19 protein-coding genes and 2 pseudogenes are annotated in these 17,213 nt (G+C 64.9%); 9 read left to right on the top strand and 12 right to left on the bottom strand.

Going from position 1 to position 17,213, the window contains the following annotated elements:
* Nucleotides 1-617 precede the first annotated feature (617 nt).
* Nucleotides 618-1,118 (bottom strand): annotated as a pseudogene (locus F604_RS13510) (RtcB family protein); the annotation flags it as partial.
* A 129-nt stretch (nucleotides 1,119-1,247) separates the two neighbouring features.
* Between F604_RS13510 and F604_RS0105445 the strand changes: the two are divergent.
* Nucleotides 1,248-2,180 (top strand): PP2C family protein-serine/threonine phosphatase, encoded by a 933-nt coding sequence (locus tag F604_RS0105445; RefSeq protein ID WP_019550760.1) that lies wholly within the window; start codon nucleotides 1,248-1,250, stop codon nucleotides 2,178-2,180.
* Between the two features lie 21 nt (nucleotides 2,181-2,201).
* The gene (ndk, locus tag F604_RS0105440; protein ID WP_019550759.1) at nucleotides 2,202-2,615 is read left to right on the top strand and encodes a nucleoside-diphosphate kinase; all 414 of its coding nucleotides are present in this window, start codon (nucleotides 2,202-2,204) and stop codon (nucleotides 2,613-2,615) included.
* Nucleotides 2,616-2,623: 8 nt separating this feature from the next.
* Here the strand turns inward: ndk and F604_RS0105435 are convergent, their stop codons facing one another.
* The 3 genes from F604_RS0105435 to folP all read right to left on the bottom strand — a co-directional run bounded on the left by F604_RS0105435 (nucleotide 2,624) and on the right by folP (nucleotide 4,527).
* Nucleotides 2,624-3,169, bottom strand: a complete 546-nt coding sequence (locus tag F604_RS0105435) for a LabA-like NYN domain-containing protein (protein ID WP_019550758.1) — start codon at nucleotides 3,167-3,169, stop codon at nucleotides 2,624-2,626.
* 180 nt (nucleotides 3,170-3,349) lie between these two features.
* A complete protein-coding gene (gene folB / locus F604_RS0105430; RefSeq protein WP_019550757.1) occupies nucleotides 3,350-3,706 on the bottom strand; it encodes a dihydroneopterin aldolase in 357 nt (118 codons plus the stop codon).
* Between the two features lie 2 nt (nucleotides 3,707-3,708).
* A complete protein-coding gene (folP, locus tag F604_RS0105425) occupies nucleotides 3,709-4,527 on the bottom strand; it encodes a dihydropteroate synthase (protein WP_019550756.1) in 819 nt (272 codons plus the stop codon).
* A gap of 32 nt (nucleotides 4,528-4,559) precedes the next feature.
* Here folP and F604_RS0105420 point away from each other — a divergent pair, with 32 nt between their 5' ends.
* The 6 genes from F604_RS0105420 (at nucleotide 4,560) to F604_RS0105395 (ending at nucleotide 9,598) form a co-directional block, all read left to right on the top strand.
* A complete protein-coding gene (locus F604_RS0105420; RefSeq protein ID WP_019550755.1) occupies nucleotides 4,560-5,393 on the top strand; it encodes a universal stress protein in 834 nt (277 codons plus the stop codon).
* 10 nt (nucleotides 5,394-5,403) lie between these two features.
* Nucleotides 5,404-6,612, top strand: coding sequence for an MFS transporter (locus tag F604_RS0105415; protein ID WP_019550754.1), 1,209 nt, complete (start codon nucleotides 5,404-5,406; stop codon nucleotides 6,610-6,612).
* A gap of 108 nt (nucleotides 6,613-6,720) precedes the next feature.
* A complete protein-coding gene (locus tag F604_RS0105410; RefSeq protein ID WP_019550753.1) occupies nucleotides 6,721-7,260 on the top strand; it encodes a TRAP transporter small permease subunit in 540 nt (179 codons plus the stop codon).
* Nucleotides 7,257-8,756: a TRAP transporter large permease gene (locus F604_RS0105405; RefSeq protein WP_019550752.1), complete on the top strand. Its 1,500-nt coding sequence runs from the start codon at nucleotides 7,257-7,259 to the stop codon at nucleotides 8,754-8,756. The genes F604_RS0105410 and F604_RS0105405 overlap by 4 nt, the downstream gene beginning before the upstream one ends.
* Before the next feature lie 16 nt (nucleotides 8,757-8,772).
* Entirely contained in the window at nucleotides 8,773-9,252 is a 480-nt protein-coding gene (gene moaC, locus F604_RS0105400; RefSeq protein ID WP_019550751.1) for a cyclic pyranopterin monophosphate synthase MoaC, read from the top strand.
* Nucleotides 9,253-9,277: 25 nt separating this feature from the next.
* A complete protein-coding gene (locus tag F604_RS0105395) occupies nucleotides 9,278-9,598 on the top strand; it encodes a NifB/NifX family molybdenum-iron cluster-binding protein (RefSeq protein WP_019550750.1) in 321 nt (106 codons plus the stop codon).
* Here F604_RS0105395 and F604_RS0105390 read toward each other — a convergent pair.
* The 8 genes and pseudogenes from F604_RS0105390 to F604_RS0105355 form a co-directional block, all read right to left on the bottom strand.
* Nucleotides 9,585-10,562 carry a hypothetical protein gene (locus F604_RS0105390; RefSeq protein ID WP_248644135.1) on the bottom strand — a complete coding sequence of 326 codons (978 nt, stop codon included), beginning with the start codon at nucleotides 10,560-10,562 and terminating at the stop codon, nucleotides 9,585-9,587. The two genes, F604_RS0105395 and F604_RS0105390, sit on opposite strands and share 14 nt — an antisense overlap.
* Nucleotides 10,563-10,619: 57 nt before the next feature.
* Nucleotides 10,620-11,048 (bottom strand): c-type cytochrome, encoded by a 429-nt coding sequence (locus tag F604_RS0105385; RefSeq protein WP_019550749.1) that lies wholly within the window; start codon nucleotides 11,046-11,048, stop codon nucleotides 10,620-10,622.
* 27 nt (nucleotides 11,049-11,075) lie between these two features.
* Nucleotides 11,076-11,231: pseudogene (locus F604_RS13100) on the bottom strand (radical SAM/SPASM domain-containing protein); the annotation flags it as partial.
* Between the two features lie 137 nt (nucleotides 11,232-11,368).
* Nucleotides 11,369-12,379: a hypothetical protein gene (locus tag F604_RS0105375; protein WP_019550747.1), complete on the bottom strand. Its 1,011-nt coding sequence runs from the start codon at nucleotides 12,377-12,379 to the stop codon at nucleotides 11,369-11,371.
* Nucleotides 12,376-12,990 carry an MBL fold metallo-hydrolase gene (locus F604_RS0105370; protein ID WP_019550746.1) on the bottom strand — a complete coding sequence of 205 codons (615 nt, stop codon included), beginning with the start codon at nucleotides 12,988-12,990 and terminating at the stop codon, nucleotides 12,376-12,378. The genes F604_RS0105375 and F604_RS0105370 overlap by 4 nt, the downstream gene beginning before the upstream one ends.
* Nucleotides 12,977-14,824, bottom strand: a complete 1,848-nt coding sequence (gene dxs / locus F604_RS0105365) for a 1-deoxy-D-xylulose-5-phosphate synthase (RefSeq protein ID WP_019550745.1) — start codon at nucleotides 14,822-14,824, stop codon at nucleotides 12,977-12,979. Before dxs ends, F604_RS0105370 begins: the two co-directional genes overlap by 14 nt.
* Nucleotides 14,825-14,837: 13 nt before the next feature.
* Nucleotides 14,838-15,479: a hypothetical protein gene (locus F604_RS0105360; RefSeq protein WP_019550744.1), complete on the bottom strand. Its 642-nt coding sequence runs from the start codon at nucleotides 15,477-15,479 to the stop codon at nucleotides 14,838-14,840.
* A 459-nt stretch (nucleotides 15,480-15,938) separates the two neighbouring features.
* Nucleotides 15,939-16,601: a PspA/IM30 family protein gene (locus F604_RS0105355; RefSeq protein WP_019550743.1), complete on the bottom strand. Its 663-nt coding sequence runs from the start codon at nucleotides 16,599-16,601 to the stop codon at nucleotides 15,939-15,941.
* Nucleotides 16,602-16,677: 76 nt separating this feature from the next.
* On the opposite strand from F604_RS0105355, the gene F604_RS13230 reads away from it, so the two are divergent.
* The coding region (locus tag F604_RS13230; RefSeq protein ID WP_019550742.1) for a helix-turn-helix domain-containing protein at nucleotides 16,678-17,213 on the top strand (536 nt) is incomplete at its 3' end.

Raw genomic sequence — 17,213 nt, 5'->3', positions numbered from 1 at the left:
ACCCACTTCGGCGCGGAGAGCTCCGCTCCGAATAGTCCTGCTAAAAAGTTGGCTTTAAGCCAAGCGGGAATGAAGAAGAGCCAATGAGGTAAGGCAAAAGCCGTTTGCGCCTTGGGGCCCTCGGGAAGGCCTAAGGCGTGGAGAAGGAGGAACAAAGCCCGGGAGGAGGCCTTAAGGCTAGCCTCTCGGTAGGTGAAGGTCCGTCCTCGGAAGCTGTGGTTTCGTACCCGAACGTAAGGGCCCCCAGCCTGGAAGCCCAGACGCTTAAGGTCCTCCTTGGCTTCCAGGAGTCCTTCTTCGTCCCCATAGAGCACCAGGTACCCCCTGCCCCGGGACCGGTAAAGGGTTCCATCCCCCAAGGCGTAGCCCAAGAGGCGTAGGATAGCTGGCAAGTGAGGGTGGTCCGCCTGTAGGGGAAGGAGCCCCTTCTCTTTCAGCACATCTGCCGCTCGGGGAAACCCCAGGGCAAGGCCTAGGGCTTGGGCCCTTTCCTCGCTTAGAAGGGTCAGGGACGGAGGGGGTTCGTGGGGAAAGCCCTGGAAGGGGTGGACGGCCACCTGGTCTCCCTTTTTCAGGGTGCCTATGGGACGCATTCCCGAGGGGGTGTAGACGGGATGATCGGGGGTGGCCTCCAGGATGAACCCTCCCTCGGTGCGGAGGCGCACCAGGGTTTCCGCTTCTCGGGAGAGGAGGAGAAAGGCTTTGCCTGCCTCGGCTTTTTCCCCAAGCCGCCACACGGTGAGGAGGGGTTCTTGTTCCCTCGCCACCTCCTCTATGGGGCGGGTGTAGCGGTCATGAAAGAGTACGCGGGTGCCGGCAGGAAGGCAGTTGATGTCAAAACCCACCCCTCCCGGGCTCACCACCCCTCCTTCCTCGGGGTTGAAGGCCGCCACCCCCCCGATGGGGAAGCCGTAGCCCCAGTGGATGTCGGGCATGGCCAGGGCGGGTTCCACGATCCCCGGCAAGGTGGCCACGTTCATGAGCTGCTGTAAGGAGGCGTAGTTTTCCCCCTCGAGGTCCTTTAAGATCTCCTCCGAGGCGAAAAATACCGCATCCACCCGCATCTTCCCCTGCCGGGGGATGCGGTAGGTGTAGGGGGCGATTTTCTCAAAGCGCATGGCGCCCTCCATGTGTTGGCCCTCCGGGCCAAGCAACCCAAAGCAAAAGGCCGGGCTTGCGGGCCCGGGCTTATTCTCAAGCTACCGCGGTATGCGGTATGCGTCAAGGCTATGCGGTAAAATCCCCCCGTGTCCAGTCTGGCCTTCGCCCTGGAAACCCACCCCGGCCTCAAGCGGCCCAAAAATGAGGACGCCGTGGGCCACGCCCTCACCCCCTGGGGAGGGGTCTTCGTGGTGGCGGATGGGGTGGGGGGGCACCGCACAGGGGAAGTGGCGGCCAGGCTGGCCGTGGAGATGATCCTGGAGAACCTGCGCAATGTAGACCCAAGCCCGAGGGCCCTCCTTCAAGCCTTTGAAAAGGCCAACGAGCGCATCTACCAGGAGGCGCAACGCCCCGAGAACCGGGGTATGGGCACCACCGCCACCTGCCTTCTTTTGGATCTTCCCTATGCCTTGATCGCCCATGTGGGGGACTCGAGGGCCTACCTTCTCAGGAAAGGGGAGCTTACCCTCCTCACCGAGGATCACTCCTGGGTGGCGGAAAGGGTGCGCCAGGGCCTTTTGAGCCCCGAGGAGGCCAAGGCCCATCGCTGGCGCAACGTGATCACCAACGCCCTGGGCTCCTTTCCCCAGGCCCGGGTGGACCTCATGGGGCTTAAGCTGGAGCCTGGGGATGTGTTTTTGCTTTGCAGCGATGGCCTTTCCGGGGTGTTGGAGGACCGCACCCTGGGGGAAGTTCTGAAGAGCTTTCCCCCGGAGGAGGCGGCCAGGCGTCTGGTGGCCTTGGCCAACGAGTGGGGAGGCCCCGATAACGTGAGCGCCATCGTGGTGCGGGTGCCCGAGGAGCTTCCCCAGGGGGGTCGCCCCTATGCCTTGCCCCTCGAGGCGGCAAAAGGAGCCCCGGTGCGCCTGAAGCTTGGGGAGGAGCCTGAGGAACTGCCCACCCAGGTGCTGGAGCCCAAGCGTCCCCGGGTTCGCCTGAACTGGCGGGATGCCCTTTTGGTGCTCCTTTGGGTGGTGGTGGTGGCCTACATCCTGCTGGGCTACTTCAAAAGGCCCTAGACCTGCTAAACTCCTAGGGGTATGGAGCGCACCTTTGTCATGGTGAAACCCGACGGCGTGCGAAGGGGTCTGGTGGGGGAGATCCTTGCCCGCTTTGAGCGGAAGGGTTTTCGTATCGTGGGGCTTAAGCTTTTACAGATCAGCCAGGAGCTTGCGGAAAGGCATTACGCCGAGCACCGGGAGAAACCCTTCTTCCCCGGCCTGGTGAGCTTCATCACCTCAGGGCCAGTGGTGGCCATGGTGCTGGAGGGGCCGAACGTGGTGGCCGAGGTGCGGAAGATGATGGGGGCCACCCACCCCAAGGACGCCCTTCCCGGCACCATCCGGGGGGATTTTGCCACCACCATCGACGAGAACGTGATCCACGGCTCGGCGAGCCTCGAGGACGCAAGCCGGGAGATCGCCCTTTTCTTCCGACCCGAGGAACTCCTCTAGGCCGGGGTTTACTCGCCGCTTTCGGGGGCCTGGGGCAGGCTCTGCGCCCGGAGGCGCTCCCAGGGGAAGTCGTCCAGGGGATAAAAGCGGTCCGCCTGCTGGGCCAGGCGGTGGGAGGAAAGGGCGTGGAAGGTGGTGTTCTCCACCTGCTTGCCCATGTCCTGGACTACCTTGACCACCTCGGCGAAGTCCCCATCCCCGGAGACCAGCACCGCCACGTCATAGGCGTCGGCATAGGCCAGGCGCAGGATGTCTATGGCGATCTGGATATCCACCCCCTTTTCCACGAAGCCATCCGCCCGCCTTTCCAGCCTTCCCAGGCGCACGGCCACATAGGGCACCCGCTTCAGGTAGTTGAGAAAGCTCTGGTGGGCCTTGGCAGCCGGGTCTTCCGGAGGGAGGGGGGCGTTGTAGTAGTAGGCGCGCAAAAGCCTGCGCCCAGCGGTGAGAAGGCTGATAAACTCCACGAAGTTTAGCCGATAATCCGCCCCTAGGTGCTGCACCAACCCCTTGTACAGGTTGGAGCCGTCAATGAATATTGCTACCCTTTCCATAATAGACCCGCCCCTTGCCGGGCTCCTTCAGTTTAGCCCAAGGGGGTGAGAATGTTTATAACCCACCGCTCCCTGGGGAGCAGTGGGGGAAGGGATAGGTCTTCTCCACGTAGCCCTTTTGGGCGGGGCTATCCTACCACGGTTTTCCCATGAGCGCAAGATGAGTGGCCGAAACGGTTTCTAGGAGCGCGTTTTTTCCGTTTCCGCGTACACGTCGCGAAAAACCCCGGGGATGGGGGCGTGGGGCTTGTGCACCCGCACCCGCACCCCCTCGAGGCGAGGGAAAGCTTGCAGGAGGGCTTCCGCCAGGTGGTCGGCCAGGGCCTCGATCAGGTAGAAGCGGCGGTGGCGCACCACCTCCTCCACCAGGGCGTAGACGGCGGCGTAGTCCACGGTTTCCTCCAGCCGGTCCCCCCTGCCCTCAAAGGGCACCTTAAGCCAGAGGTCCACCACAAACCGGGCTCCAAGCCGGCCTTCCTCGGGCCTCACCCCGTGGCGACCGTAGAACTCCAAACCTAAAAGGGCGATCTCCCCCATATCTATTCCCAAAGGGCGTTCCACACCGCAAGGGCCTCCCGGTGGGCGGCCACGTCGTGGACGCGAAGGATCCTGGCCCCCTTCATGGCGGCGAAAAGGTGGGCGGCCACGGAGCCAAGGACCCTTTTTGCCGGTTCCTCCACCCCCGTGAGCTCCCCGATGGAGCGCTTCCGGGAAAGCCCCACCAAAACGGGGTGGCCCAGGGCCACGATCTCCTCCAGGTGTTTAAGGAGGGCCAGGTTGTGCTCCAGCAGTTTCCCGAAGCCGAACCCCGGGTCCAGGACCACCTGGGGCACCCCGGCCCTCAGGGCGTTTTCCGCCTGGGCCTTGAGGAAGGTCTTCACCTCGGCCACCACGTCCCCGTAGCGGGCATGGGCCATCATGGTCTTGGGGTCGGGCACGGGCATGTGCATGACCACCGTCGCCACCCCGTATCGGGCGCAAAGGGCCACCATGCGTTCGTCCCGAAGGCCCGTCACGTCGTTGATGAGGTGCGCTCCTAGCTTCAGGGCCTCCTCCGCCACCTCGGGCTTGCGGGTATCCACGCTCACCGGCACCCCTAGCTCCAAGACCGCCTCCAACACCGGCAAAAGCCTCCTTTTTTCCTCCTCCACGGGCACGGGCTCCGCTCCCGGGCGGGTGGATTCAGCCCCCAGGTCCAGGAGGTCTGCCCCCTCGGCCACCAGGGTCCGGGCTTGCTTTAGGGCCTTTTCCGGGTCCAGGTAAAGGCCGCCATCGGAGAAGGAGTCGGGGGTGAGGTTGAGGATGCCCATGATCCTAGGGCGGGAGAGGTCCAGGGCGCGGTCGCGAAGCCAGAGCACGCAAGGATTATATTGGGGCCAGGGGGTGAAGCATGCGCCTGTTGGCCGCGGTGGATTTGGGGGAGGGCTTGGAGTCGGTGGTGGAAAGCGCCCGCTTCCTTCAGGAGGGGCTTGGCATCCCGGCGGAGCTTCTCCACGTGGTGCCCACTCCCTACTTTGAGGCCCTTGGCCGCCGCTTTCCCCATCTTAGGCCGGGGCTGGAGGAAGCCCTTAGCCAGGTGGAGAAGGAGGTGCAAAAGACCCTGGCGGATACCGGGCTTAGGGCCCGGGTGCTCCGGGGTTTCCCTGCGCAGGTGGTGGCGGGGGAAGCATTGAAAAGCCGGTTGGTGCTCCTGGGGCAGCGGGGGACGGGTACCCTCGAGGTCCTGGCCCGGGGTGGGCTCGCCCGCTACCTCCTGCACCGGGGGGAGGTGCCGGTTTTGTTGCTCCCCAGGGCCTTGAAGGCGGTGCGCCGCATCGCCGTGGGACTGGACGATAGCCCCGCAAGCCTCTCCGCCTTCCGGGTGGCGGAGGCCTGGGGGAGGGCTTTGGGGGCGGAAGTCTTTGGGCTCCACCTGGTGAGCGGGCAAGGGGGGTGTTGCTTCCCCACGTATCTGGATCCCGAAGGCCTCGCCCTGACCGAGGTTTTAGCCCAGGCCAAGGCGCACCTGGAACAGCTTCTCAAGGCCACCGGGGTGGTGGAGGTGTCCAAGGGGGATGAGGAGCTGGACCTTCTGCGCTTGGCCAAGGCCCGGGAGGCCGATCTTCTGGTCCTGGGCTCCAAGGCCAAGAGCACCTGGCGCCACCGGCTTGGGCGCATGGTGGAGGTGCTCTCCAGCCAAAGCTCCATGCCCCTTCTCGTGGTTCCCGAGGCCACGGTCTGGTAAGGTAAGGCCCATGCGCCATGGGCCTGGCTGGTTCCTTTCCCTTTCCGCCTACTGGTTTGCCACCAGCTTCAAGTGGTTCTTGGTCCTCCTGGTGATCCTTCCCGCCAAGGTGGCGGAGCTTTCCCCTCCTGAGGAGAAGGCTACCCGCCTTGGCTTTCTTTTCGGTCTGGGGGCGGTGATGGCCATCCTGGGGCCTCCCGTCATGGGCTACCTTTCGGACCGCCTGGGTCGGAGGAAGCCCTTTCTCCTTTTGGGAAGCCTGCTCACAGCCCTGGCCCTCTTTCTCTTGGTGCACGCTCCAGGCTATGGCCTTTTGCTCCTGGCCTATCTGCTTCTGCAGGTGGCCGATGACCTGGCCACTGGGCCCTACTCCGCCCTCATCCCCGACCTGGTGCCCCGGGGAAACAGAGGGGTGGCCTCAGGGTACATGGGGGTGTTGCAGGTTTCCGGCCAGGTTCTGGGGGGCGCGGTGGGCTTTCTCTTTCCCTTGGCCTTCCAGGCTTACCTGGCCGCCTTCTTGAACCTGGCGGGGGCGGGCCTTAGCGCGCGCGTCATCCCCGACCATCCCCTGAGGGCCAATCCTAGGCCCTTTTTGGCCGCCATGGTGAGGCCCTGGCAGGACCGGGACTTCCTTTTGGTCTACCTGACCCGCTTCCTGGTGATGCTGGGCTTCTACCTGGCCCAGACCTACCTGCAGTACTACCTGGCGGACGTGGTGCGGGTCTTCCAGGCCTTCGGGCGGGCCCTCGCCCAGGAGCCCTTCCAGGGGGTGGCCCTTTTGGGCCTTCTCATCTCCTTGGGGGCCGCCTTGGCCAGCATCCCCGCCGGTCGGGCCTCGGACCGCTGGGGACGCAAACCCCTCATCTACCTTTCGGGGGTGGGTCTGGGCCTTCTGATGCCCTTCATCCTCCTTTTCCCCCACTACGATGCCCTGCTGTTCCTGGCCCTCTTCTTTGGCCTCTTCTACGGGGTCTACCTGGCGGTGGACTGGGCCTTGGTGGCGGATGTCCTGAGGGACCCCGGGGCCCACGCCACCGACATGGGCCTGTGGCAGACCTCCATCGTGGTGCCGCAGGTGCTGGCGGGAGCCTTTGGCCGGCCCTTGGACCTCCTGAACGCCCAGGGGGAGGGCCTGGGGTATTTGGTGCTCTTTTTGCTGGCGGGGACCTTCTTTCTCCTGGGGGCCTTCCTGGTAGCCCCGATCCGCCGGGCCCGCTAGGACTTGGAATGGAAAAGCAACAGGGAAAAATCCCTCCTGGACGCAACCCCGCATTGACATCCCGGATTGCCCTGGGTAGGATGGGGCGGGCTTCAAGGGGGGTTGGGAATGCGCCTTCTTTTAGGTCTTTCGCGAGCCATAGATGCGTTAACTGAGGCCATAGGCAAACTCACCGTGTGGCTGGTGCTCTTGGTGGCCTTGCTTTCCGCAGGCAACGCCATCATGCGCTACGGGTTCAGCTATAGCTCCAATGCTTACCTCGAGGCCCAGTGGTACCTGTTCAGCCTCATCTTCCTCCTGGGCGGGGCCTACGCCTTAAAGCACAACGCCCACGTGCGCATCGACCTCATCTTCGGTCGGTTTTCCAAGCGCACCCAGGCCTGGATCGACGTGGTGGGGACGGTGCTCTTTCTTCTGCCCATGGCGGTGGGGGTGATCTACCTCTCCTGGCCCTGGGCCATGAACTCCTTTTTGGGGAAGGAGATGTCCCCCGATGTGGGAGGGCTTCCCCGCTGGCCCATCAAGCTGGCCTTGCCCTTGGGCTTTGCCCTTTTGACCCTCCAGGGGATCTCCGAGCTGATCAAGCGCATCGCCTACCTCACGGGGCATCTGCAGCTGGTGGAGGAGGAACGGGAGGTGGTGGAATGAACCTGGAAAACCTCATGCCTCCCCTGATGTTTTTGGCTCTGGTGGTCTTTTTGCTTTCCGGCTACCCCGTGGCCTTCTCCTTGGGGGCGGTGGGGATCGTTTTCGGCTTTTTGGGCATCGCCCTGGACATCTTCCCCGCACCCCTTCTTAAGGCCATGCCCGACCGCATCTTCGGCATCATGTCCAACCAGCTTCTCCTGGCCATCCCCTTCTTCACCTTCATGGGGATCATCCTGGAGAAAAGCGGCCTGGCCGAAGACCTCCTGGACACCATGGGGAAGCTCTTTGGGCCTTTAAGGGGCGGCTTGGCCCTAAGCGTGGTTTTCGTGGGGGCCATCTTGGCCGCCACTACTGGGGTGGTGGCGGCCAGCGTCATGGCCATGGGCCTTATCTCCCTGCCCATCATGCTGAAGTACGGCTATAACCCCCGCTTCGCCAGCGGGGTGATCCTGGGCTCGGCCACCCTGGCCCAGATCATCCCCCCAAGCGTGGTCCTCATCGTGTTGTCGGACCAGCTTGGGGTTTCCGTGGGGGATATGTACAAGGCGGCCCTGATCCCCTCAGCTCTCACCGTGGGCCTTTACTTCCTTTACGTGATCTACGTGGCCCTTTTCCGCCCGAAATGGGCTCCTGCCCTTCCTCCGGAAGCCCGGCCTGACGCCGGCAAGGAAGCCCAGGCGGCCTTTGCCTTGCTTTCCTATCTGCTGGTGGGGGTAGGGGCTTATGCGGTGGGGCGCTTCCTGCCCGCCTGGGCGGAGTGGCTGGAGGTGCTTTTGGCCCTAGGGATCTGGAGCTTGGTGCTCCTTCCCTGGATCCGCAAAAACCTCCTTCTCAGAAGGGCCCTCCTTTCCATGGTGCCTCCCCTGGTGCTGATCTTCCTGGTGCTGGGCACCGTGCTCATCGGCCTGGCCACCCCCACGGAGGCCGGGGCCATGGGGGTGGTGGGGGCCTTGATCCTGGCGGCTTTGAACCGCCGGCTTTCCTTCAAGGTCCTCTACGGGGCCATGGAGGGCACGGCCAAGCTCACGGCCTTCGTCATCTTCATCCTTATCGGCTCCACCCTCTTCAGCCTGGTCTTCCGCGGCGTGGACGGGGACCTCTGGGTGGAGGGGTTCCTCACGGGCCTGCCGGGCGGGGAGGTGGGCTTCATCCTCTTCGTGATGGTGTTGGTCTTCCTGCTGGGCTGCTTCATCGACTTCTTTGAGATCGCCTTCATCGCCTTGCCCCTTCTGGCCATCGGGGCCGAGGCCTTGAACATAGACAAGCTCTGGTTTGGCCTCCTGGTGGGGGTGAACCTGCAGACCTCCTTCCTCACCCCGCCCTTCGGCTTCGCCCTCTTCTACTTGCGGAATGTCGCCCCCAAGGAGGTGAAGACGGCGGACATCTACCTGGGGGGGATCCCCTTTATCGGTCTTCAGCTTTTGGTCCTGGTCTTCGTGTATTTCCTGCGGGAACCCATCCTGCGGTTTGTCAGTGGGATGGGTTTTGGGGGGTAGGCTCTAGACTGGAGGTATGGACCTCACCCACTTTAAGGACGGCAGGCCCCACATGGTGGACGTGACGGAGAAGTCCCCCACCTTCCGCACCGCCACCGCCGAGGCCTATGTGGAGCTCACGGAAGAGGCCCTGGCTGCCCTGGAAAAGGGGGGTGTGGGGAAGGGGGATCCCCTCACGGTGGCCCAGCTTGCGGGCATCATGGGGGCCAAGAAGACCTCTGAGCTCATTCCCCTTTGCCACCCTCTGCCCCTCACCGGGGTGGAGGTGGGGGTGGAGTTGGAGAAGGAGGCCAAAAGGGTGCGCATCGAGGCCACGGTGCGCACCAAGGCGGAGACCGGGGTGGAGATGGAGGCCCTGACCGCCTGCGCCGTGGCGGCCCTCACGGTCTACGACATGCTGAAGGCGGCCTCCAAGGGCCTGGTGATCTCCAGGGTCCAGCTTTTGCACAAGGCGGGGGGGAAAAGCGGGGAATGGCGGCGGTCCGAAGCCCCCTGATACCCAGGGGGTGTATACTCAGGCTATGCGCGTGGCCATCGCTCTAGCCAAAAACGATGAAGGGAAGGTGTACCCGGGGCCCTTTGGGCATGCTCCCCGCTTCGCCATCTACGAGGTGGGGGAGGGGGGAAGGATTGACCTCCTCGAGGTGCGGGAAAACCCCTACGCCGCCATGGAGGGCGGAAGGAAGCACGAGCTCATGCGGGAGCTTCTCAAGGATGTGGACCTGCGGGTGGGGGCCCGCTTCGGCCACGGGGGTTCCATGGGGGCCTTCCCCATGGCGGATCGGCTGGAGGTGGGGCCGGTGAGCGTGGCCGAGGCCTTGGAGAAGGTTAGGGCCCGCTGAAGTAGCGCCGCAAAAGCTCCCGGGCCTCAGGGGAGAGGGGGGTGCGCTCCAGGTAGACCTCTACTCCCCGGCGCACTTCCTCTGGAGGGCTTCCCTCCCGCCAAGGGGAGGGTAGGTCCTGGCCCTTTCCTTCCCGGCCGGGCCCGAGGAGCTCCTGCCCGGGACCGGTGGGCTCTGGGAGGGGCAAGGAGGCGGGAGCCTCCAGGGTTGGGGAGGGTCCTGAGGCACCTGGGGTGGGGGTGCCTGCTTCCTTAGGCTGGCCCGGTTCCTGACCTGGGACCTCCTGGGTGGCTTCTGGCTTTCCTTCCCCTCGGCTTGGCGCCTGGGTGCCCTGCCCCGGGGCCCGGGGGGAACCCCTGGGGGAAGATCCCTGGGGGCTGGGCTCCGGTTCCCTTCCCTCCTGGGAGGTTGGGGCGGGGTGGCCCTGGCCTGGCTCCTTCCCTTGCGGCTTCCTGAGGGCCTCTGGGAAATCCGGGGGCGGCGTGGTTTTCCCAGGTGAAGCCCCGGGTGCTTCGGCTGGCTTCTCCCTTTCCAAGGGGGTTTGGGGGATTGCGGGGCGCCCGGCGTTGGGAAGGGACCAGAAGGGGCTTGCTTCCCTGGGAGGAAGCCCCGTCCACGAGCCCAAGGCCAAGGCCAGGAGGACTAGGTAGAGGGCGAGAAGGCCCAGGGGGAAGGGGGGAGGAGGGATCTCCAGCTTGCGGGCTTCCTGCCAAAGCCGTTCTTCCCCGTAGGCCAAGGCGGTGGGATAGGCCAGGCTGGCCCGGGCGATCTCCCGTAGCGCCCGCCCTTCCCAAAGTCGGGCGGGAAGCAAAAAGGGTAGGAGGGAGGCCAGGGCGAAGAAGGGGTGGAGAAAGCCTAGAAGCGCCAAGGGAAGGGCCAAGAGGAGCCGGTGGCGCCAGGCCAGGCGCCTTGCGTAGAGAAGGTGGAACCCAGGCTCCACGGTAAGACCATTATCCCTCGCCAAAGGCTAAGGAAAAGGTGCCCGGGGCCTTTAGGCCCCGGGGGGAGGGCGTATACCGGTCTACTTGACCGGGGGACGGGACTTGAGGACCTCCTGGGGGGAGAGGGCCCTGGCCCTTTGCGCCTTCACCTCCTCGGCGCTTATGGGCTTGGCCTTGGACTTGGCGAAGGTGGTGAGGATGTGGTTCAGGAGGTCGGCCACCTCCTGGTCCTTGAGCTGGCGGAAGGGGGGCATGACCCCGTTATAGGTTTTCCCCTGCACGGTGAGGGGGCCCTGAAGGCCATAGAGGACTACCCGGATGAGATACTCCCGGCCCCCCTTGGCCTGGACCACCTGGTCCAGGTGGGTGAGGGGCGGGAAGGCTCCGGGTATCCCTTGCCCCGTGGCCTGGTGGCAGCTTTGGCAGTTGGCGGAGTAGAGCTTGGCCCCGGGGCTTTGCCCAAGGGCCAGAAGGCCCAGGAAGAGCAAGGCGGGCAAGAGGCGCTTCATGGCTCCATTATGGGGAACCCCGCTCCCTTAGGCCAGGGACATTTGTCCTAGGCCCTTAGGGATGTAGGCGCAGCGGGGGTCGGCGGCCAGGTGATCCCCGGTTTCCGCCCAGGCCCGGGCCCGGCTTCCCCCGCAAAGCTCCCGGTACTCGCAGACCCCGCACTTGCCCTTGAGAAGGGCCTTGGGTAAGGGGTCCGGCACCGCCGAGGCCCGGCAGTGCTGGCAGGCGAGAAGGCAGGCCCGGGTCATCTCCCAGGCCACCAGAAGGGGGAAGCGGTGAAGGTCGGGCTTCATGCCTCCAGGATGCCGCCTAGATGTCCCTAGCGGAGAAGGGTGAGGCGGTAGACCAGGGTAAGGGCCTCCCCGGGTTTAAGGGGGACCTCCAGGCGGTAGCCCTGGGGCAGGTGGGTGGCCTCGGGGAAGTCCAGGCGGAAGGGCTGGGGGAAGGTTTCCGAAAGGAGGAGGGCGATGGGGTAGGGGTAGGGGTTTTTGAAGCGGGTTTCCACCCGGTAGGTGGCCTCCTTTTCGCTTTGCTGGAGCAGGTTCACCGACCGTTCCAGCCGGCCCTCGAGGTCCCGCCCCAGCCACACCTCGGCCACCTCTCCCTCAGGGGTGGCGGGAAGCAGGGCCTGGCCCAGGAAGAAGCCTTCCTCCACCACCTCGAGGCTCCCCGGAGCCAGGGGGAAGGGTGCCGTAAAGCGGTAGCCCCGCTCCAGGGCCAGAAGCCTGTCCGTGCGGAAGGGTCCTTGGTAGCGAAGAAGCCGGGTTGGGCTTACCTGGGCCTTGAGGACGGGAATCTCCGTGGTGCCGGGCTCCAGCCGGCCCGGGGGCAGGGGGTAGCGGAAGAGGCCAAAGGGGCTTTCCCCCGAAGGCGCCTCGGCGAAGGCCCGCATGGGTATCCCCTTGGCCTCGGCCACCCCGAGAAGGGGGGCTTCCCCGGCGAGCAGGGTGAGCTTTCTGGCTTCCAGGGGCCCTCCCTCCAGCCGGAGCCGGGCCCAGAGGGTAAGCCTTCCCTCCTCCAGGGTGTAAAAGACCTCCCCAGAAAGCCCGGTGTAAAGGTAGCGCAGGGTGGCGGGCCCTTCCCCCTGGTAGCGGAAAAGGACCGCCGTTCCCTGGTTGATGCGCTCCTTTTCCTCCACCCCAAGGAGCCTTAAGGATCCCGGGGCCATGCGGGAAAGCTTTTCCCCGGCCAAATAGACCCAGGCGGAAGGGGGAAGGAGCACGGGTTCCTTGACCTCAGCGAAGCCGGGGTAGACCACCACCTCCTGGGCCCAGGCCAAGGCGCCCAGGCTCCAGAGGAGGGCTAGGAGGCCCGCTTGGACTTTTCTCATACCCCCAGTTTAAGGGCCAAGGCCTCCACCTCCTGGCGGGAGAGGGGCCCTCCGTGGCCCAGGTAGACGGTTTCTGCTCCCAGGTCCAGGATCTTGCGCACGGTCTTCTTGGCTAAGGCATGGTCCTCGTTGATGAACCTGGGGGGAAGGCCCTTGCCCCTTAAGGCATCCCCGGCGATCAGGAGGCCTTCCCGGAAAAGCCCCACCTGCCCCAGGGTGTGGCCGGGAAGCTCCACCACCCGCCATCCCAGGACCTCCTCCCCTTCCTCCACTGGCCTCAAGGCCTCCCGGGGAAGGGGCGGGGCCAGGTTGGCGAGCCAGGGACCCAGGAGGGGTATGGGTAGGGGAGGGCGGGGCTTTTCCTTGGTCAGGTAGGGCCACTCCTTGGGATGGGCCAGGATGGGAAGGCCAAACTGTTCCCAAAGGGCCCGGGCCCCGCCGCTATGGTCCGTGTGGTGGTGGGTGAGGAAGAGGAGCCTGGGGGGTTCCCTGAGGAGCCTTAGAAGCCTTCCCGCCTCCCAGGGAAGCCCGGCGTCCACCAGGAAGTACCCTTCCGCTACGGGAACCCTGTAAAGGTTGGCGGCGAAGGGGAGGGCCTCAAGCCCTCTCATAGGTGGGAGGGACGCCCATTTCCGCTAGGGCCCTCCGGATGCCCTCGGCGTCGATCCCAGCCTGGCGGTGGAGGCTTGGGATGGAGCCGTGCTCTAGGAAGCGGTCGGGCAGGCCCAGGACCTTCACCTGAGGCTTCAAGCCCATCTCGTTTAGGGCCTCGAGGACCGCGCTTCCAAACCCCCCCATCCGCTGGTGGTCTTCCACGGTGAGGAGCCGGTAGTGGGCAAGCGCCTTGAGCATCTCCCGGTCCAGGGGCTTGAGGAACCGGGCGTTCACCACCCCGATCCTGGGGTCGTCCTTGGCGGCCTCGAGGGCGTACTTCAAGGTCTTTCCGAAGGCCAGGATGTAGGCCTCGGTACCCTCCTTGAGCACCTCCCACCGGCCCCAGGGGATCTCGGGCCAGGCGCCCTCCGGGGCCCGTTCCACGTTGTCCCGGGGGTAGCGGATGGCGATGGGCCCTCCGATCTCTAAGGCCTTCTTCAGCATGGCCCTTAGCTCCAGGGCATCCTTGGGGGCAGCGATCTGCAGGTTGGGGATGGTGCGCAGGTAGGCGATGTCAAAAACCCCGTGATGGGTGGCTCCGTCGGCCCCCACCACCCCCGCCCGGTCTATGGCGAAGATCACGGGCAAGGCCTCTATGGCCACGTCGTGGATCACCTGGTCGTAGGCCCGTTGCAAAAAGGTGGAGTAGATGGCCACGATGGGCTTAAGGCCCCGTAGGGCCATGCCCGCGGCCGTGGTCACCGCCACGTCCTCGCAGATCCCCACGTCCAGGTAGCGGTCGGGGTGCTCCACGGAGTAACGCACCAGGCCCGACCCCTCCCGCATGGCCGGGGTGAGGACGAAGAGGCGGGGTTCCAGATAGGCCAGCTCCGTGACGGCGTCCCCAAAGGCCTGGCTCCAGGTGTAGCCCTTGGAAACCTTCTCCGGCTTGAGGGGGTCAAAGCCCGAGGGCCCGTGCCAGTAGATGGGGTCGGCCTCGGCCACCTTGTAGCCTTTGCCCTTCTTGGTGACCACGTGGAGCAGGGTGGGACCGTCCAGCTCCTTGAGGTGCTCCAGGATGTGGATGAGCCCCTTGAGGTCGTGGCCGTCCACGGGGCCGATGTAGCGGATCCCCCAGGCGTAGAAGGGATTCTCCTGGTGGAGGATGAGCTTGGCCGCTTCCTTGGCCCGGTCCACCAGGCCGAAGAGCTTGGGGGAGATGTGCTCCAGGATGCTTCGCCCCAGCTTCTCGGCGTCCTGGACCCACTTTCTTATCTGAAGCTCTTTGAAGTACTTGTTGAGGGCCCCCACGTTTTCCGAGATGCTCATCTCGTTGTCGTTCAGGATGATGAGCATCCTCTTGCCCAGCTCCCCGATCTTGTTGAGAGCGGCCAGGGCCATTCCTCCGGTGAGGGCCCCATCCCCTATGACCGCCACCACGTGGTAGTCCTCCTTCGCCAGGTCCCGGGCGATGGCCATGCCCAGGGCATGGGCCAAGGAGGTGCTGGCGTGCCCGGCGGTGATGGCGTCGTGCTCCGACTCGGAAACCTTGGTGAAGCCGGAAAGCCCCCCTTCCTGCCTTAGGGTGTGGAAGCGGTCCTTGCGCCCGGTGATGAGCTTGTGGGCATAGGCCTGGTGGCCCACGTCGAAGAGGATGCGGTCTTTAGGGGACTGGAAGACCCTGTGCAGGGCCAGGATGAGCTCCACCGCTCCCAAAGAGCTTGCCAGGTGGCCTCCGTTTTGCGCCGTGACCCGGATGATCTCGCTCCGGATTTCCTCGGCCAAGGCCAGGAGCTCCTCGAGGGTCAGGCCCTTCAGGTCGTCCGGGCTATTCACCTTGTCCAGTACCATTGCTCCCCCCTAGCTAGAAGTTCTTCTCCACCAGAACGCGGCCTTCCCGGGTGCGCACCTCCCCCACCCTGGGGGAAAACCAGACTTCCCGGACATCCTGGCCGCGCTCGTCCTGGTAGACCTGGCGGATGCGGTACACCTGGAAGACCCCGGCGGGCAGGCGCACCTCCCGCTCCTCCAGCACCTCCATGGTATAGCTCAGGCCCCCCTGGGCCAGGGGCTCTCGTCCCCCAGGGGTGAGGAGCTCCACCCGCACTGTCACCCTGCCCCCCCAGCGGTAGCCCACGGCTAGGAGGGCCTCCGGGGGGTACTCCAGGATGGGGGGGGTGAAGACCACCCGGGCGGAGGGGTCCTGGAAGCCCAAAAGCCGCACGCCAAAGGCCCCCACCTGCCGGTAGTAGACCCTGTCCTCCCCCCGGCCGAAGCTTCGGAAGCGCACCGCCTCCTGCCCCTCGTAAAGGGCCGGGCCCTCCACCCGCACCCGGTAGGGTGGGGAGGAAAGGGCCTCCCCCTCGGGCACATAGACCCACTCCAGGCCCGTGGTGGCGGGATAGAAGGCGGTTTCCTTAAGAAGGGGCCGGGCCTCGGGGGCCTGGGTGGCCTGGGGGGCACAGGCGGCCAGAAAGAGGGCGAGGGCCATAAGGTACCGCCTCATGATACGGAGTTTACCCCTTAAGCCCCCGTGGGCCGGCCTACACTGCCCGCAAGGAGGGATGCCCGGATTAGAGAAAAGAGGGGGTGTGGGGGAGCTATAATCCCCCGGTTTCCAAGATAGCCCTCAAGATACGCTAACGCGTGACACAGGCTGACCAAACCGGGGATACATGGGTCAGCGAAGCTACATGCGACCGAAGGGAGCTTAGCTCCCCCACGTCCACCACAGGTGGACACGGATTTGGTACAATGTTCTTGGGGACAAAGTTCCCCGTGGACCTTGAAACTTGGAGTAGGGGGTTCCATCGGGTAGTCCGATGGGTAAAACTCCAAACGAACACCCGTGGCAGAGCCGGAAGCATTGCGCTCGCCTGCCGATACGGAGTCAAGGTCTTTCTGGGCCTGGACGGGGCCTTCGGGGGAGACCCCGAGAAGCCCCGGACTTTAGTCCGGGGAGTCGTCACGATTGGCCAAGCTCCTTCTTGAGGCGGGAAAGCTCCTCCTCCAGCTCCTTTTCCGCGGAGAGGGCGGCGAGCTCCTTTCCCAGGTCCTGGCCATCCAGCTCCTTCAGGGCCTCGTGCCGGTCCTCCATGGAGAGGATGCGGGCCTCCATCTCCTCAAAGGCCTCGAGGGCCGGGTGGGCGTCCAGCTTGGATTCCATCCGCCGCACTGCCTCGGCGGCCTCCACCCCCTTCTTGCGGGCGAGAAGGAGCTTTTTCCTGGCCTCGGCCTCGTCTATTTTGGCCTCGAGGGCCTTGAGCTGGGTCATGAGGCGGCTCACAAGGGTTTTCTGCTCCTCCGCCTGCTGCTTGAAGCCCTCGGCCAGGTCCAGGGCCCGCTTCCTTCGCCTCAAGGCCTCCTTGGCCAGGTCTTCCCGGCCTGCCTTCAGGGCCTCCTTGGCCTTCTCCTCCCAGAGGGTGGCCTCTTGCAGGTGGCTTTCCACCTCCCGTTCCAGGCGCTTGCCCTCAGCCATGGCAGCCGCCACCTGCTCCCGGGCCTCCCTTAGGGCTTCTTTCATGTCCTCCAGGGCCTGGTTGATGATCTTCTCGGGGTCCTCGGCCCGGCGCAGCAGGTCGCTCAGGTTGGCCCGGATGAGACGGCTTAGGCGGTCCAGTAGGGTCATGGTTTTTCCTCCTAGGTTGAGTATGCCACATCCCCTTGCCCTCGAGGGGAAAGGGGGGTAGGCTGGTCTTGAAAGTATGCGCTTGCTTGCAGAACCGGATGGGGCTGCTGGCGGCATGGACCCCAGCGAGAGGCTCCTCCTTGCGGCCTTAGAGCTTCTGGCCGAGCGGGGGTACCGGGGGGCCACCACCAAGGAGATCGCCCGGCGGGTCGGGGTGAACGAGGTAACCCTCTTCCGGCGTTTCGGCAGCAAGGAGGCCCTTTTGCGGGCGGCCCTTTCCCGCTTTATCCCGGCGGGGTTTCTGGAACGCCTCCCCGCGGAGGAGGCTCCCTTGGAGGAGGGCCTAAAGGAGCTTTTGGAGGCCTACCTGGACCTCGTGACGACTCCCCGGACTAAAGTCCGGGGCTTCTCGGGGTTTCCCCCGAAGGCCCCGTCCGGGCCCAGAAAGACCTTGACTCCGTATCGGCAGGCGAGCGCAATGCTTCCGGCTCTGCCACGGGTGTTCGTTTGGAGTTTTACCCATCGGACTACCCGATGGAACCCCCTACTCCAAGTTTCAAGGTCCACGGGGAACTTTGTCCCCAAGAACATTGTACCAAATCCGTGTCCACC

The organism is Thermus scotoductus DSM 8553 (assembly GCF_000381045.1).
Taxonomy (GTDB): Bacteria; Deinococcota; Deinococci; order Deinococcales; family Thermaceae; genus Thermus; species Thermus scotoductus.
Note: the sequence above shows the minus strand (reverse complement) of the source record. Positions and strands in the feature narration are given on the sequence as shown.

Bases quoted from the DNA above. Each gene is read 5' to 3' on its own strand.
- F604_RS0105370 (WP_019550746.1), bottom strand. From the start codon at position 12,990: ATGAGAGGGCTTGAGGCCCTCCCCTTCGCCGCCAACCTTTACAGGGTT.
- F604_RS0105410 (WP_019550753.1), top strand. From the start codon at position 6,721: ATGCGCCTTCTTTTAGGTCTTTCGCGAGCCATAGATGCGTTAACTGAG.
- F604_RS0105375 (WP_019550747.1), bottom strand. From the start codon at position 12,379: ATGAGAAAAGTCCAAGCGGGCCTCCTAGCCCTCCTCTGGAGCCTGGGC.
- F604_RS0105415 (WP_019550754.1), top strand. From the start codon at position 5,404: ATGCGCCATGGGCCTGGCTGGTTCCTTTCCCTTTCCGCCTACTGGTTT.
- F604_RS0105395 (WP_019550750.1), top strand. From the start codon at position 9,278: ATGCGCGTGGCCATCGCTCTAGCCAAAAACGATGAAGGGAAGGTGTAC.
- F604_RS0105405 (WP_019550752.1), top strand. From the start codon at position 7,257: ATGAACCTGGAAAACCTCATGCCTCCCCTGATGTTTTTGGCTCTGGTG.
- ndk (WP_019550759.1), top strand. From the start codon at position 2,202: ATGGAGCGCACCTTTGTCATGGTGAAACCCGACGGCGTGCGAAGGGGT.
- F604_RS0105360 (WP_019550744.1), bottom strand. From the start codon at position 15,479: ATGAGGCGGTACCTTATGGCCCTCGCCCTCTTTCTGGCCGCCTGTGCC.
- F604_RS0105420 (WP_019550755.1), top strand. From the start codon at position 4,560: ATGCGCCTGTTGGCCGCGGTGGATTTGGGGGAGGGCTTGGAGTCGGTG.
- F604_RS0105435 (WP_019550758.1), bottom strand. From the start codon at position 3,169: ATGGAAAGGGTAGCAATATTCATTGACGGCTCCAACCTGTACAAGGGG.
- moaC (WP_019550751.1), top strand. From the start codon at position 8,773: ATGGACCTCACCCACTTTAAGGACGGCAGGCCCCACATGGTGGACGTG.
- folB (WP_019550757.1), bottom strand. From the start codon at position 3,706: ATGGGGGAGATCGCCCTTTTAGGTTTGGAGTTCTACGGTCGCCACGGG.
- dxs (WP_019550745.1), bottom strand. From the start codon at position 14,824: ATGGTACTGGACAAGGTGAATAGCCCGGACGACCTGAAGGGCCTGACC.
- F604_RS0105385 (WP_019550749.1), bottom strand. From the start codon at position 11,048: ATGAAGCGCCTCTTGCCCGCCTTGCTCTTCCTGGGCCTTCTGGCCCTT.
- F604_RS0105355 (WP_019550743.1), bottom strand. From the start codon at position 16,601: ATGACCCTACTGGACCGCCTAAGCCGTCTCATCCGGGCCAACCTGAGC.